12 protein-coding genes are annotated in these 14,593 nt (G+C 67.5%); 5 read left to right on the top strand and 7 right to left on the bottom strand.

The genetic code is table 11. The features are described from left to right. Positions 1-46: 46 nt before the first annotated feature. The 4 genes from waaA to KU887_RS04480 all read right to left on the bottom strand — a co-directional run bounded on the left by waaA (position 47) and on the right by KU887_RS04480 (position 4,916). Positions 47-1,408 carry a lipid IV(A) 3-deoxy-D-manno-octulosonic acid transferase gene (gene waaA, locus KU887_RS04495; RefSeq protein ID WP_258254797.1) on the bottom strand — a complete coding sequence of 454 codons (1,362 nt, stop codon included), beginning with the start codon at positions 1,406-1,408 and terminating at the stop codon, positions 47-49. A 37-nt stretch (positions 1,409-1,445) separates the two neighbouring features. Next, positions 1,446-2,330, bottom strand: a complete 885-nt coding sequence (locus KU887_RS04490) for a Kdo hydroxylase family protein (protein ID WP_006485119.1) — start codon at positions 2,328-2,330, stop codon at positions 1,446-1,448. A 23-nt stretch (positions 2,331-2,353) separates the two neighbouring features. Next, the gene (gene waaC / locus KU887_RS04485; RefSeq protein ID WP_006485129.1) at positions 2,354-3,349 is read right to left on the bottom strand and encodes a lipopolysaccharide heptosyltransferase I; all 996 of its coding nucleotides are present in this window, start codon (positions 3,347-3,349) and stop codon (positions 2,354-2,356) included. Positions 3,350-3,521: 172 nt separating this feature from the next. Further along, complete coding sequence (locus KU887_RS04480; protein ID WP_006496638.1) at positions 3,522-4,916, bottom strand: phosphomannomutase/phosphoglucomutase; 1,395 nt, start codon at positions 4,914-4,916, stop codon at positions 3,522-3,524. Positions 4,917-5,160: 244 nt separating this feature from the next. On the opposite strand from KU887_RS04480, the gene KU887_RS04475 reads away from it, so the two are divergent. From KU887_RS04475 to KU887_RS04455, 5 genes are read left to right on the top strand one after another with little or no spacing between them, the layout of a single operon-like run. Then, positions 5,161-6,417, top strand: coding sequence for a lipopolysaccharide biosynthesis protein (locus KU887_RS04475; protein WP_258254794.1), 1,257 nt, complete (start codon positions 5,161-5,163; stop codon positions 6,415-6,417). Next, positions 6,414-7,238: a glycosyltransferase gene (locus tag KU887_RS04470; RefSeq protein ID WP_077190964.1), complete on the top strand. Its 825-nt coding sequence runs from the start codon at positions 6,414-6,416 to the stop codon at positions 7,236-7,238. The genes KU887_RS04475 and KU887_RS04470 overlap by 4 nt, the downstream gene beginning before the upstream one ends. 51 nt (positions 7,239-7,289) lie before the next feature. After that, positions 7,290-8,426: a glycosyltransferase family 4 protein gene (locus KU887_RS04465; RefSeq protein ID WP_062884037.1), complete on the top strand. Its 1,137-nt coding sequence runs from the start codon at positions 7,290-7,292 to the stop codon at positions 8,424-8,426. A 15-nt stretch (positions 8,427-8,441) separates the two neighbouring features. Next, positions 8,442-9,464, top strand: coding sequence for a UDP-glucose 4-epimerase GalE (gene galE / locus KU887_RS04460; RefSeq protein ID WP_006485111.1), 1,023 nt, complete (start codon positions 8,442-8,444; stop codon positions 9,462-9,464). Positions 9,465-9,491: 27 nt separating this feature from the next. Then, positions 9,492-10,598, top strand: a complete 1,107-nt coding sequence (locus KU887_RS04455; RefSeq protein ID WP_006485106.1) for a glycosyltransferase — start codon at positions 9,492-9,494, stop codon at positions 10,596-10,598. A gap of 78 nt (positions 10,599-10,676) precedes the next feature. On the opposite strand, the gene KU887_RS04450 is transcribed toward KU887_RS04455, so the two are convergent. The 3 genes from KU887_RS04450 to KU887_RS04440 are packed head-to-tail and all read right to left on the bottom strand — an operon-like array spanning position 10,677 to position 14,565. Further along, positions 10,677-12,560 carry a nucleoside-diphosphate sugar epimerase/dehydratase gene (locus KU887_RS04450; RefSeq protein WP_080322900.1) on the bottom strand — a complete coding sequence of 628 codons (1,884 nt, stop codon included), beginning with the start codon at positions 12,558-12,560 and terminating at the stop codon, positions 10,677-10,679. A gap of 12 nt (positions 12,561-12,572) precedes the next feature. Then, the gene (locus KU887_RS04445) at positions 12,573-13,589 is read right to left on the bottom strand and encodes a glycosyltransferase family 4 protein (RefSeq protein WP_112751053.1); all 1,017 of its coding nucleotides are present in this window, start codon (positions 13,587-13,589) and stop codon (positions 12,573-12,575) included. 4 nt (positions 13,590-13,593) lie between these two features. Beyond that, positions 13,594-14,565, bottom strand: a complete 972-nt coding sequence (locus tag KU887_RS04440) for an NAD-dependent epimerase/dehydratase family protein (RefSeq protein ID WP_077019991.1) — start codon at positions 14,563-14,565, stop codon at positions 13,594-13,596. Positions 14,566-14,593 lie beyond the last annotated feature (28 nt).

Raw genomic sequence — 14,593 nt, 5'->3', positions numbered from 1 at the left:
CGACGCCGCCACGCGAGTCCGGGCGGCATCGCGCCGCCCGCGCCGTCTATGCGTCGTCGTCCGGAGCGTCCTGCACGTCCGGCAGCGCACGCGCGCCGGTTGCGGCAGGCGGCAACAGCGCGGCGAGCACGTCGACCGTGCGCGCGGTCGCGCCGCGGTGACGCGATGCGAAGGCCGCGCCGGCCGCGCCCATCGCGATGCGCCGCGCGTTGTCGGCGAACAGCGCGTCGAGCACGTGTGCGAGATCGAGCGGATCCTCGACCTGCATCGCCGCACCGGCCGCGACCGCATCGGCGGTCGCCTGCGTGAAGTTGAACACGTGCGGCCCGATCAGCACCGGCACGCCGACCGCGCACGCTTCGATCAGGTTCTGCCCGCCGAGCGGCAGCAGGCTGCCGCCGATGAACGCGATGTCGGCCGCCGCGTAGTACGCACCGAGCTCGCCCATCGAATCGCCGAGCAACACCGTGACGTCGTCCGGCAGCGGGTCGGCCCCCGGCCGGCCCGCTGCGAGCGCGGCCGCGTCGGCCGCCCACACCGAGCGCCGCACGCATTTGAGCCCGCCGCGCGCGACGAGCGCCTCGACCTCGGCGAAGCGCTGCGGATGACGCGGCACGAGCACCAGCAGCGCGCCGGGCGTGCGCATTTCCGCGAACGCCTGCAACACCAGCGCCTCTTCGTTCTCGCGCGTGCTGGCGGCGACCCATACCGGCCGCGCGCCGATCGCGTCGCGCCACGCATGGCCGCGTGCCGCGAGTTCCGGCGGCGTCGTCATGTCGAACTTCAGGTTGCCGAGCACGGTCACGTTGCGGGCACCGAGCGACGTCAGCCGCTCCGCATCGGCCGGGCTCTGCGCGAGCACGCGCGAGAAGCCGCCGAACACGTCGCGCGTCGCCGCGCCGAACTTCGCCGCGCGCCGGAACGAACGCGCGGACATCCGCGCATTGGTCAACACCAGCGGCACGTCCGCGCGGCGACACTCGTCGATCAGCGTCGGCCACACCTCGGTTTCCATCACGAGGCCGAGCGTCGGCCGCCATGCACGCAGGAAGCGCCGCACCGCGCCCGGCATGTCGTACGGCAGGTAGCAGCGCAGCACGCGATCGCCGAAGATCTGTTCGCCCGTCGCGCGGCCGCTCGGCGTCATGTGCGTGAGCAGGATGCGCGCATCGGGGCGCGCGCGCATCAGCGCATCGATCAGCGGCTGCGCGGCGCGCGTCTCGCCGACCGACACCGCATGCACCCAGATCAGCGGCGCGCGGTCGTCGCGCGAGCGGCCCGCGACGTGACCGAAGCGCTCGGCGATATGCTCGCGATAACCGCGCTCCTTGCGCGAGCGCACGTAGAGCCGGATGACCGCGGCCGGCGCGACGAGCCACCACAGCGCGCGATAGATCGCCCTCAGCATGCGGCCGCCCGGGTATTGCGTCGAAGCAGGGGCGCGCTCAAACCAGCGCCCTGCCCGTCAGGCGTTCGAGAATGCCGAGCGGCGCGCATTCGCGGCGAACCATCGCGTCGACCGGCAGGAAGAAGGTCTGCTCGAGCATGAACTGGCCCGACATCACAGCGTGCGAAGTCTGATCGGAGAAACATATCCACACGCTGCCCGGCGGAAACGGCATCGTTTGCTGCGGACACGTCTTCTGGTAGTCGAGATCGGCCTTCATCCCGTCGTGCAGGTTCAGCATCAGGTGGTCGTATGCGCTGCGCGGCGATTTCGTCACGTGCAGCAGGTTCAGCAGCCACGCCGAGCCCGGGAACTGCGGCCGGATCTTCGGCAGGAAGCGCTTCGCGACGTCCTCGAACGGCTCGCCGACACGCCACACGCGCGGCGCGCCGGCCGGGTTCACGTTCGTGAACACGCGCAGGATGCGCTCGCCGTAGTTCGGCCGCGACGGGAACGCGTCGACGTGCAGCCGGCTGTCGTCCTTGCGCCACGACGTCTGGCGCGTTTCGACCTGCATCAGCCGCAGGCTCGTCGGCGCGACGCGCAGCTTGCCGCGGTATTCGGGAAAGAGGCCGTCGACGAGCGTGCCGGCCTGCTGCTGGAAGCGCGCGACGAGCGCGCGCACGGCCGACTGCGTGACGCTGTCGCCGAGCACGCCGGCGAGCGCGCCGCCGTTCGGCGCGAGGCTGATGTTCTTGCGTTTCGGATCGGCGAGCGCCGGATCGAGCAGCGCTTCCTCGCCGCCTTCGATCGCGAAGCGCAGGTGCGGGAAATACAGCACCTTGCCTTCCTCGACCGCGGCCAGCAACTGCTCGCGCGGCGCTGACAGGTTGTGTCCGCTCCAGTCGGCGGACGGGACTTCGATGATCTGGGATTCGCTCATGATCGGTTCGCGTGTGGACAGCGTTACAGGAGGCCGAAGCCCGCGAGCGCCGACTTCACCTGCGCGATCGACGGGGGCTGCCCCGCCGTGCCGAGATTGACGACGTTCGGCGACCAGTAGCCGCCGGTCCGCCAGGCCGTCGCGAAATTGTACAGTTCGACCGTCGGGCGCTTCAGCGCGGCCGCGATGTGAACCAGACCTGTATCAACCCCGACCGTCGCGGCCGCGCCGTCGATCAGCCCGACCACGGCCGGCAGCGACAGCTTCGGCGGCACGATCGCCGCCGCGCCGAATTCCTTCGCGAGCCGCTCGCTGGTCGCGCGTTCCGCGTCGTTGCCCCACGGCAGCACGAGCGACGCGCCGCGCCGCACCAGCGCCTGGCCGAGCTCGATCCACGCGGCGTCCGGCCACTGCTTGTCGGCGCGCGACGTCGCGTGGACGAACACGACGTACGGCACCGGCAGGTTCAGGCCGAGCGCGGCCACCGCGAGCGCTGCCGCCCGCGTGTCGAGGCCGAACTCGACGGGGTCGGCCGGGGTCGGCGCCGGGTCGTCCAGCGCGGCCGCGACCAGCTGGCGCGAGCGCTCGACGACGTGCGTGCGCGGCGCGATCGGCACGCGCTTGCGGTAGAAGAAGCGCACCGGCCACTCGTAGCCGGCGCCGTCGGTGCGGTTGCCGAGCCCGACGAGCGGGCCGCGGGCCCAGCTCGCGACCCACGCGGTCTTGATGAGGCCCTGGCAGTCGATCACGAGGTCGTACTGCTCGGCCGCGAGGCGCCGGCGGAACGCGCGGATCTCGCGCCACGTCGCCCCCGAGAACGGCTTCTTGCGCCAGCGGCGCAGCGAGAACGGCAGCACGTTGCGCACGCCGTCGACGAGCCGCACGAGGTCGACGAAGCTTTCCTCGACGAGCCAGTCGATCTGCGCATCGGGGTGGCGGCGCCGGATATCGGCGATCACCGGCATGTTGTGCACGACGTCGCCCAGCGACGACACACGCACGATCAGGATCTTTTGCACGCTGAAAAAACGCCGGCTGGCAGCCGGCGACAGACATAAAGGGGGGATTTTATCCCGCCCGGAGGGCCGGACAGACAAAAAGCGGCCACGCACCCGGGGCGCGCGCCGCTTTTCAAGATAAACCCGGCCGATGAGCCGGCCGTCGTACGGGCGACCCGCCGGCCGCCGGCGCTCAGAACGGCAGCTTGACGTCCGGCTTCGCGGCCGTCAGCACGCGGCGGAAGTCTTCCTGGATGCGCTTGAGCCCTTCCTGCGTCTCGGCTTCGAAGCGCATCACGACGACCGGCGTCGTGTTCGACGAACGCGCGAGGCCGAAGCCGTCCGGGTACTCGACACGCAGGCCGTCGATCGTCACGACTTCGTCGGCGCCGTCGAACTTCGCTTCCTTCTGCAACTGCTCGATCAGGCGGAAATTCTCGCCTTCGTCGAGCCAGAGCTGCAGTTCCGGCGTGCTCATCGCGTCCGGCAGGCTGTTGAGCAGCGCGCTCGGATCGGCCGTCTTCGCGAGAATTTCCAGCAGGCGCGCGCCCGTGTACAGGCCGTCGTCGAAGCCGTACCAGCGATCCTTGAAGAACACGTGGCCGCTCATTTCGCCGGCGAGCGGTGCACCCGTCTCACGCAGCTTCGCCTTCACGAGCGAATGGCCGGTCTTCCACATCAGCGGCTCGCCGCCCTTCGACTTCACCCACTGCGCGAGGTGGCGCGTGCACTTCACGTCGTAGATGATCTGGGCGCCGGGGTTGCGCGACAGCACTTCTTCCGCGAACAGCATCAGCTGGCGGTCCGGATAGATGATCTGGCCGTCCTTCGTGACGACGCCGAGACGGTCGCCGTCGCCGTCGAACGCGAAGCCGAGCTCCGCATCGGTGTCCTTCAGCGCCTGGATCACGTCCTGCAGGTTTTCCGGGTGGGCGGGATCGGGGTGGTGGTTCGGGAACGTGCCGTCGATGTCGGTGAAGCGCTCGACGAGTTCGCAGCCGAGCGCCTTGAACAGGCGCGTCGCGAGCGGGCCCGCGACGCCGTTGCCGGCGTCGACGACGAGCTTCAGCGGCCGCGCGAGCTTCACGTCGCCGACGATGCGCGCGATGTACTGATCCGCGACGTCGATTGCTTCATACGTGCCGCTGCCCGTCTCGAACCGCTCGTCGACGATGCGGCGGTACAGCGCCTGGATCTGCTCGCCGTAGATCGCGGCGCCGCGCAGCACCATCTTGAAGCCGTTGTAGTCGGGCGGGTTGTGGCTGCCCGTGACGACGATGCACGAATCGACGCGGCGCTCGCCGCCCTTCAGCGCGAGCGGCACGTTCGCCGCGAAATAACCGACCGGCGTCGGCACCATGCCGACGTCGACGACGTCGACCCCGGCCGCACGCAGGCCGTCGGCCAGCGCGCCCACCAGCTCCGGTCCGGACAGGCGGCCGTCGCGCGCGACGACGACCGCATCGCCGCCCTGCGCACGCACTTCGCTGCCGAATGCCCGGCCGATCCCGCGCGCCGTGTCGACGTCGAGGGTCTTGCCGACCACGCCACGAATGTCATATGCCTTGAAGATGGATTGGGAGATCATCGATTCTCTTCTCTCGGTTGCGTGCATGAAAAATTGTCTGGCTTGCGCGGCCGCCGCTCGCGGGTGCCGCGCATGATACATGCCTGCCGGCGGAACACGGGGCGCAACGGCTGGAGCGGCCGCGATCCCACTTATAATCGCGGGTTTCGATGACGCGCATGTCGCCCATTTTAATGCCTAGCCGCCCCGCCGCCGCCCACCTGCCGCCTCCGGCCGCCCCTCGCGCGCGCCGCCGCTGCCGCGCATGCTGAAGCGCTTCGGCAACCCGGACGTCGCGAAGGCCGTCGCGAACCTCGTCTGGCTGGGGCTCGAACGGCTCACCCAGATCGGCGTCGCGATCGCGATCAGCGGCCTGCTGGCCCGTTATTTCGGGCCAGATGTGTTCGGCAAATGGCAGTATGCGAATACGCTTCTCCTGGTACTGGCGCCGCTCACCTGGGTGTGCGGCGCGGAAATCCTCGTCCCGACCATCGTCCAGCGCCCGCCCGCGCAGCTCGGCGCGGTGCTCGGCAGCGCGTTCGTGCTGCGCATCGCCGTGTCGGCCGCCGCGCTCGCCGCGACCTGGATCGCGATCGCCGCGGGCGCCTTCGACCCGCTGGTCGGCGCGATGCTCGCGGGCCTCGCGGTCACGATGGTGTTCCGCGAGCCGTTCGTCGGCGTGATCAACGCGTGGCTGCAGAGCATGACCTACAGCAAGCCGCAGCTCGTCACCAGCATGGTCACCGCGCTCGCCAAGGCGCTGCTCGTCTGGCTGCTGGTCCGCGCGGCCGCCGGCCCCGCCCGCTTCGCGTGGCTGTGGGCGCTGGAAGCCGCCGCGATCGGCTTCGCGCTGCTGCTGTACTACCGCCATCGTAACGGCGGTGCGCTCGGCTGGACGTTCGACAAGCCGCTGTTCCGGCACTTTGCAACGGCCGGCACCGTGTTCTGGCTCGGCCTCATCTGCATGTACCTGTTCCTGAAGCTCGACCGCCTGATGCTCGAGCGCCACGCGTCGTTCGCCGATCTCGGCCGCTATTCGGCCGCGCAGCAGCTCAACGAGAACTGGATCACGCTCGCGCTGATGCTCGCGCAGACGATCGCGCCCGCCTTCGTCTACCGCGTGCAGGACGTCGCGCGGCTGCGCCGCAACATCGTCCGGCTGATCGCGATGACGGCCGGCCTGATGACGGCCGGCGCGCTCGTGCTCGACGCCGCCGCCCCGCTGATCGTCGGCAAGGTGTTCGGCCGCGGCTACGAGGCGTCGGTCGACATCTTCCGCTGGGCCGTCTGGCTGTCCGTGCCGGCCGGCATCGAGGCGATAGGCAATCTTATCGTTCTCAAATATCAAGCAAAATTCGTGTTGCTGTCGAAATGGCTGCTCGCGCTGGCCATCGCCGCGATCGTCAACCTGTTCGCGATCCCGCGGCTCGGCCTGTACGGCGCGCTCGTCGGGCTGGCGGCCGGCTACCTGGCCGCGGCCGCCGTCAACTTTTATTACATCCGTTTCAAGCTGCGAACATGACGTCCCCTGCTTGCCCGACCCCGCTCGACGACGTGGCCGTGCTGATGCCGGCCTACAACGGGCACGACGACGTCGTCCGGACCCTCGCGTCGTTTCGCGAGGACGCGCCCGTGCACGTGCTGATCGTCGACGACGGCAGCACGCCGCCGATCGTCGCGCCCGATCTGCCGGGCCTGTCGATCGACGTGCTGCGCATGCCCCGGAACGGCGGCATCGAACGCGCGCTGGCGGCCGGCATCGACGCGCTCGCGGCGCGCGGCTTCCGCTACGCGGCCCGTATCGACGCCGGCGATCTCGCCGCGCCGCAGCGCCTCGCGAAGGAGCGCGCCTATCTCGGCACCCATCCGCGCGTAGCCTGCGTCGGCATGTGGACGCAGGTCGTGTCGCGCGCCGGCGAGCCGCGCTTCATGCTGACGCCGGCCGCCGATCCGCGCACGCTGCGCCGCACGCGCTTCCTGCGCTCGCCGCTCGTGCATCCATCTGTGATGTTGCGCATCGACGCCGTGCGCGAAGTGGGCAACTATCGGGCAAAGTACCGCGCGGCCGAGGATCTCGATCTTTTTTTACGGTTAATGCAACGCTACGATTGCGCGAACCTGCCGGAACTCGGCCTGTATTACGAGCTTAACGAGGGCGGGATCAGCGCGACCAAACGCCGGCGCCAGCTGGTGTCGACGCTCACGCTGCTGCTGCGCCACTTCAACGTGCTGAACCCGTACGACTGGGCCGGCCTCGCCAAGAACCTGCTGCATTTCGTGACGCCGTACCGTACGCTGCAGCGCATCAAGCAGACGCTGTTCGCCGCGCGGCCGTCCGCCTGACGTGCATCCGGCCCGTTCGGCAATTTCGACGCTTTATTTTTTCTTTTTTTCATGTCCGCCACCTCCCCGCTGCGCATCGCGCTCGTCTGCAACACGGCCTGGGCGATCCATACGTATCGCCACGGGCTGATCCGTGCGCTCGTCGCGCGCGGCGCCGAGGTCGTCGTGATCGCGCCGCACGACCGCACCGTGCCGTTGCTCGAGCGGATGGGCTGCCGCTACGTGGCGCTCGCGGTCGCGTCGAAAGGCACGAGCCCGCGCGAGGATCTCGGCACGCTCGCCGCGCTGGTGCGCCACTATCGCGCGCTGCGGCCCGACCTCGTGTTCCATTACACGATCAAGCCGAACATCTACGGCTCGGTGGCCGCGTGGCTCGCGCGCGTGCCGTCGATCGCGGTGACGACGGGCCTCGGCTACGTCTTCATCCAGAAGAGCCGCGCGGCGAGCGTCGCGAAGCGCCTGTACCGGTTCGCGTTCCGCTTCCCGCGTGAAGTGTGGTTCCTGAACCGCGACGATCTCGCGACCTTCACCGACGAGCGCTTGCTCGCGCACCCCGATCGCGCACGGCTGCTGCACGGCGAAGGCGTCGATCTCGAACAGTTCGCGCCCGTGCCGCTGCCCGCCGGCGACGCGCCCGTGTTCATCCTGATCGGCCGGCTGCTGTGGGACAAGGGCGTGCGCGAATACGTGGAGGCCGCGCGTCTCGTGCGCGAGCGCTTCCCGAACGCGCGCTTCCAGTTGCTCGGGCCGCTCGGCGTCGACAATCCGAGCGCGATCGGCCGCGCGGATGTCGACGCGTGGGTCGACGAAGGCATCGTCGAATATCTCGGCGAAGCGCACGACGTGCGACCGCACATCGCGGCGGCCGACTGCGTCGTGCTGCCGTCGTACCGCGAAGGCGTGCCGCGCACGCTGATGGAAGCATCGGCGATGGGCCGCCCGATCGTCGCGACCGACGTGCCGGGCTGCCGCGACGTCGTCGCCGACGGCGACACGGGTTACCTTTGCCGCGTACGCGACAGCGCGAGCCTCGCGGAGCAATTGAATCGCATGATCGAACTCGGAACGGCCGGACGCGAAGCGATGGGCGCGCGCGGCCGGCAGAAGGTCACGGCGGAATTCGACGAACAGCAGGTCGTCGAACGCTACCGGCGTACCATCCACTCGTTAACCGGTATCACCCTCTGAAGGAGCGCATCAGCAATGACCGCTAAAGGCACCATCCTCGTCACCGGCGGAGCCGGCTATATCGGCTCGCACACGACCGTCGAGCTGCTCGACAACGGCTACGACGTCGTGATCGTCGACAACCTCGTCAACAGCAAGGCCGAATCGGTGCGCCGGATCGAGCGGATCACGGGCAAGACGCCTGCGTTCCACCAGGTCGACGTGTGCGACGAAGCCGCGCTCGCGAAAGTGTTCGACGCGCATCCGATCACCGGCACGATTCATTTCGCGGCGCTCAAGGCTGTCGGCGAATCGGTCGAGAAGCCGCTCGAGTACTACCAGAACAACATCGGCGGGCTGCTCGCCGTGCTCAAGGTCATGCGCGAGCGCAACGTCAGGCAGTTCGTGTTCAGCTCGTCCGCGACCGTGTACGGCGTGCCCGAGCGCTCGCCGATCGACGAATCGTTCCCGCTGTCCGCGACGAACCCGTACGGCCAGTCGAAGCTGATCGCCGAGCAGATCCTGCGCGATCTCGAAGTCTCGGACCCGTCGTGGCGAATCGCGACGCTGCGCTACTTCAACCCGGTTGGCGCGCACGCAAGCGGGCTGATCGGCGAGGATCCGGCCGGCATCCCGAACAACCTGATGCCGTATGTCGCGCAAGTCGCGGTCGGCAAGCTGGAAAAGCTGCGCGTGTTCGGCTCGGACTACCCGACGCCGGACGGCACCGGCGTGCGCGACTACATCCACGTCGTCGATCTCGCGAAGGGGCACATCGCCGCGCTCGACGCGCTCGCGAAGCGCGACGCGAGCTTCGTCGTGAACCTCGGCACCGGGCAAGGCTACAGCGTGCTCGAAGTGGTGCGCGCGTTCGAGAAGGCGTCGGGTCGCCCGGTGCCGTACGAACTCGTCGCGCGCCGCCCGGGCGACATCGCCGAGTGCTATGCGAACCCGCAGGCTGCGGCCGACATCATCGGCTGGCGCGCGACGCTCGGCATCGAGGAAATGTGTGCCGACCACTGGCGATGGCAGGAGGGGAACCCGCGCGGTTTTGTATAATCCGCTGTCCATTTTCCGAGCGGTCCCATGCTCAGCTTCGCGTCCGGCTTCATCGTCTCCCTGCTCGTCACGCTGTTCATCGTGCGCTACGCGCACCTTCACGAGAAATTCTCGATCGACAGCGACCTGGCCGGCGTGCAGAAATTCCATGTGCGGCCGGTGCCGCGGGTGGGCGGCATCGGGATCCTCGCCGGGGTCGTCGTTGCCGCGCTGGTGCTGTTCCGGCGCTATCCGACGATCTCCGGCAGCATTCTCGGGATCGTTGCGTGCGGGATGCCGGCTTTCCTGTCCGGTCTCGTCGAGGATCTGACCAAGCGCGTGTCGCCGCGCGCGCGGCTGCTCTGCACGATGGGCGCGGCCGCGCTCGCATTCTGGCTGATGCACATCGCGGTCACGCGCATCAGCGTGCCGCCGCTCGACTTCCTGCTCGGCTACGTCGCCATCTCGGCGTTCGTCACCGTGCTCGCGGTCGCCGCGCTCGCGAATGCGATCAACATCATCGACGGCTTCAACGGGCTCGCGTCGATGGTCAGCTTCATGATGTTCGCGTCGCTCGCGTATGTCGCGTTCCACGTCAACGACCCGGTCGTGATGTCCGCGTCGATCATCATGATGGGCGCGGTGCTCGGCTTCTTCCTGTGGAATTTCCCGGCCGGGCTGATCTTCCTCGGCGACGGCGGCGCGTATTTCATCGGCTTCATGCTCGCGGAACTCGCGATCATGCTCGTGATGCGCAACCGCGAAGTGTCCGCGTGGTACCCGGTGCTGCTGTTCATGTATCCGATCTTCGAGACCTGCTTCTCGATCTACCGGAAGAAGTTCATTCGCGGGATGTCACCAGGGATTCCGGACGGCGTGCATCTGCACATGCTCGTGTACAAGCGGCTGATGCGCTGGGCCGTCGGCACGAAGCATGCGCACGACCTGACGCGGCGCAATTCGCTGACTTCACCTTATCTGTGGCTGCTGTGCCTCGTCGCGGTGATACCGGCGACGCTGTTCTGGCGGCATACGGTGCACCTGTTCGCGTTCGTCGTGCTGTTCGCGGTGACTTATGTGTGGCTTTATCTCAGCATCGTGCGGTTCAAGGCGCCGAGGTGGATGGTGGTGAGGAAGCATCGACAGAGCCGTTGAGCGATACGTTCGCTTCCGAACAAAAAAGCGCCCAGCCGGGCGCTTTTTTTACCACTCGGGTTCCGGCCTGGAGCCACGTCACCCGTTCGATGCGACGCGCACCGACGGCACACTCTGCAACACGGGAGCAACCGCCGTCTGGTATTCCGGCACCCAGCGCCGCAGGTCGCGCCGCACTTCGTCATCCGACAGCACACGATGCTGCATCAGCCACGGCAGCAGTTCGTCGAGGAAATTGTCCGGCACTTCGCGCGCCCGCGCGATCCGCAGTTTCGGGTGCGGCGTGCGCGTCGTCGCCTCGTCGTCCGCGAGCAGTTCCTCGTAAAGCTTCTCGCCCGGCCGCAGCCCGGTGAACTCGATCCGGATCTGTTCTTCCGAGAAACCGTACAGGCGGATCAGGTCGCATGCGAGATCGACGATCTTCACCGGTTCGCCCATGTCGAGAATGAAGATCTCGCCGCCGTGCCCCATGCTCGACGCCTGCAGCACGAGCTGCGACGCTTCCGGGATCGTCATGAAGAAACGCGTGATCTCCGGGTGCGTGACCGTGACCGGGCCGCCCTTCGCGATCTGCTGCTGAAACTTCGGAATCACGCTGCCCGCGCTGCCGAGCACGTTGCCGAAGCGCACCGTCTCGAACTGCGTGCGCCCGCTCGTCTGCTGCAACGCCTGGCAGGCCATTTCGGCGAGACGCTTGCTCGCGCCCATCACGTTGGTCGGATTGACGGCCTTGTCGGTCGAGATCAGCACGAAGTGACGCACGTCGTGGCGGATCGCCGCCCGCGCCACGCGATAGGTGCCGAGCACGTTGTTGCGCAGCGCCTGCCATGCGTTGTGCTCTTCCATCAACGGCACGTGCTTGTAGGCGGCCGCATGGAACACGATGTGCGGCGCATGGCGCGACATCACCTGATCGAGCAGCAGCGAATCTTTCGCGTCGCCGATGATCGGCAGCACGGGCAAATCCGGAAAGCGCTCGCGCAATTCCTCGGTCAGCCGGTACATCGCGTATTCCGAGAGGTCGAACGCAACGAGCTGTGCAGGCGCGAAGCGCAAGATCTGCCGGCACAGCTCGGAGCCGATCGAGCCGCCCGCGCCCGTCACCATCACGACGCGGCCGCGCAGCAGTGCTTCGACGTGCGGCGTATCGATCGTCACGGCCTCGCGGCCGAGCAAATCCTCGAGATCGATGTTCCGTACCTGCGACAGGAAGCCCTGCCCCGGCATCAGCGCGGTCAGCGACGGCAGCACCATCGCCTTCACGCCGGCCCGCACGCACAGGGTCGCGACGCGACGCTGCACCTCGACCGATGCCGACGGAATCGCGATGATCGCGTATTCGACCTTCATCGCATCGGTCCAGTGCTTGAGGTCGTTGAACGAGCCGAGCACCTTGTAGCCGTAGATTTCGCGGCCCTGCTTCGTGACGTCGTCGTCGAGCAGCCCGACGAGGCGCCACTCGCCGGAGCGTGACAGTTCCCGCGCGAGGCTCGCGCCGGCCGTGCCGGCGCCGAGCACCAGCACTGGCTTGCCTTTGCCGACAAGCCCGCCGTACAGGTAGTACTCCTTCGTCGCGCGATACAGTGCGCGCGCGCCGCCCATCGCCAGGAACAGCATCAGCGGCGACACGAGCAGCACCGAGCGGGGGATGATTGGCCGCGGCTGGAACATCACGGCACCGATCATCACGATTATGCCGCCGCCGGCCACCGCCTTCGAAATACGCATCAGGTCGGGCAGGCTCGCGAATACCCACAGCCCGCGATACAGGCCGAACCCGTGGAACATCAGTGCATAGACGGGTAGCACCCAAGTCAGCGCCATCAACGCACCGCTCAAGAAGTCATGCGGAACGCTGCCGTTGAAACGGACGAGATAGGCGAATAACCATGCGGCGACAACCGCCGTCAGGTCGAACAGGAAAGCACTCAGTGACAGCCAAGATGCTTTGGATCGCAACATCGGCGGGAGACCTCAAGAATTGTTTTCGGCGACCGGTCCAACCCGGCGCCAGCGTGCGTCGATCACGCATCCGATACACGCAAGAACGCCACACCAGACGGCGCACAGCCCCCACTGCTGCATTGCCGGGCGACTCAATGCCCACATGGCCAGGATTATGCCCCCGAGCATCACGAGGTACCAGTAAATGGCGGTACGCCGATGACCGATGCCGGAACGGACCATGCGCTGATAATAATGCTCCCGGTGCGCCTGCCAAAACTTTTCCCCACGTAACAAACGTCTCAGGAGTGTTACAGATGCATCTGCAATAAAGGGGGAGAACACCATTGCCGGGAACCAGACGGGCCAGACACCGCCACGCCAGCCCCAGTAGCCGAATGCGCCGGCCATGAAGCCAAGTGGAATCGAGCCGGCATCGCCAAGGAACAGTCGCGCCGGATGGAAATTCAGCAGAAGAAAGCCGAGCGATGCGCCGGCGACCGCCGCACCGCCCGCCAGGAGGTCGGGCGACGGGTGCGCGCCGGACAACGATGCGGCGGCCAACGCACCGAATCCGAACAGCGCCATCCCGCCGGCCAGCCCATCAGAGCCGTCCATGAAGTTGTACAGGTTGGTCAGCCAGACCATCACGAAACCGATCACGGCCAGTGCCCACCATGGGGCATCGGCCGGGTAGGCGACGATCAGCACGGCGACCGCAAGCACATGTACCGCAAAGCGGACCCTGGCAGGCAGCCCGCGGCGATCGTCGATCTGCGACATTGCCGCCAAGCAGGCGACGCTGATCGCGAGCAGCCACATTCCGGGAGCAAGCCACGCCAATGCAATTACGCAGACCGGGACGATGCCCCAGCCACCGACGCGGGGGGTGGGAAGCGAGTGAAGCGAACGATCGTTCGGAATATCGGTGGCAAGCCGCCATGCGAGTCCGGTCGCCAGCAGCGTGTGCAGGATCGCGGCCGAAACGGCACCGGCGACCAGCGCCACCGCCACCGCCGCCGTCCACGTCGTGATTGCGAGGTGCATGTGTTTATCGTCGAGTATCGCGCGAACGATACCACACGGCTGTCGCCTCGAGCCCCTCTTCGGTCGTGTGGGGAGGCCGCCAGCCGAGCACCTCATCGATGCGACGGGTATCGAGCCGCAAATCGCCCGTCAGACGCTCGATCGCGCTGCTGCGGCCCGTCAGCGCACCGGCCAATCGCAACGCAGCGACCGGCGCCGGGAACAGACGGGCACGCTTGCCGAGCGCGACGCCCGTCATGCGCAGCAAACCGGGCACGGTCGGGGGATCGTCGTCGGCAACGTGAAAGCAGTCGTCGTCGGCACGCGAATCGATCGCGCACCGCAGCAATGCATCCGCGAGATTCTCGACGTATACGACGCTACGGCGGGCCGAAATGGCGCTGAGAGGAAGCGGCAGCCCCTTGTCCACCGCCCGCATCAATGCAAGGAAATTGGCTGCGACACCAGGACCATAGACGAGCGGCGGACGAACGATCGTCACCGCGATGCCGTGACTGCGACCGAACGCGCGCAATGCGGCTTCCGCCTCGAGCTTGGACACGCCATATGGATCCACCGGTGCCGGCGGATCGTTCTCGCGCCACGGCCTGCCCGGATCCGTCTCGCCCAGCGCCTTGACGCTACTGACGAAGACGAAGCGGCGCGCGCCGGCCTGCGATGCGGCGCGTGCCGCATTCAACGCACCGTCGACATTCACCGTACGGAACGCGGCGAGCGGATCGGCCGCCCGGTCGTGCATCACGTGAACCCGAGCCGCCAGATGGATAAACGCATCGCACCTGCCGACACGCTCGGCCATATCGGCCGCGATACCGGCAAAGTTGTCGTCTCCGATCACGCATTCACGCGCACGCCGATCACTGGTACCGGTGCGACGCACGAGCGCGACCACATCGTGTCCGCGTTCAATCGACCGCGCACTGACGGCCCGTCCTACAAAACCATTCGCACCGCTGATCGCGATTCGCATATTCATCCAGTCATTCGTTCGATTTACCGCGCGA

Source organism: Burkholderia sp. EMB26, from assembly GCF_024730645.1.
Classification (GTDB): Bacteria; Pseudomonadota; Gammaproteobacteria; order Burkholderiales; family Burkholderiaceae; genus Burkholderia; species Burkholderia cenocepacia.
This window is presented reverse-complemented; position numbering and strand designations above follow the sequence as displayed.

Excerpts from the sequence above, each read along its gene's own strand:
- KU887_RS04455 (WP_006485106.1), top strand. The coding sequence starts at position 9,492 with ATGCTCAGCTTCGCGTCCGGCTTCATCGTCTCCCTGCTCGTCACGCTG.
- KU887_RS04450 (WP_080322900.1), bottom strand. The coding sequence starts at position 12,560 with ATGTTGCGATCCAAAGCATCTTGGCTGTCACTGAGTGCTTTCCTGTTC.
- KU887_RS04490 (WP_006485119.1), bottom strand. The coding sequence starts at position 2,330 with ATGAGCGAATCCCAGATCATCGAAGTCCCGTCCGCCGACTGGAGCGGA.
- KU887_RS04475 (WP_258254794.1), top strand. The coding sequence starts at position 5,161 with ATGCTGAAGCGCTTCGGCAACCCGGACGTCGCGAAGGCCGTCGCGAAC.
- waaA (WP_258254797.1), bottom strand. The coding sequence starts at position 1,408 with ATGCTGAGGGCGATCTATCGCGCGCTGTGGTGGCTCGTCGCGCCGGCC.
- KU887_RS04470 (WP_077190964.1), top strand. The coding sequence starts at position 6,414 with ATGACGTCCCCTGCTTGCCCGACCCCGCTCGACGACGTGGCCGTGCTG.
- KU887_RS04440 (WP_077019991.1), bottom strand. The coding sequence starts at position 14,565 with ATGAATATGCGAATCGCGATCAGCGGTGCGAATGGTTTTGTAGGACGG.
- KU887_RS04465 (WP_062884037.1), top strand. The coding sequence starts at position 7,290 with ATGTCCGCCACCTCCCCGCTGCGCATCGCGCTCGTCTGCAACACGGCC.
- galE (WP_006485111.1), top strand. The coding sequence starts at position 8,442 with ATGACCGCTAAAGGCACCATCCTCGTCACCGGCGGAGCCGGCTATATC.
- KU887_RS04445 (WP_112751053.1), bottom strand. The coding sequence starts at position 13,589 with ATGCACCTCGCAATCACGACGTGGACGGCGGCGGTGGCGGTGGCGCTG.
- KU887_RS04480 (WP_006496638.1), bottom strand. The coding sequence starts at position 4,916 with ATGATCTCCCAATCCATCTTCAAGGCATATGACATTCGTGGCGTGGTC.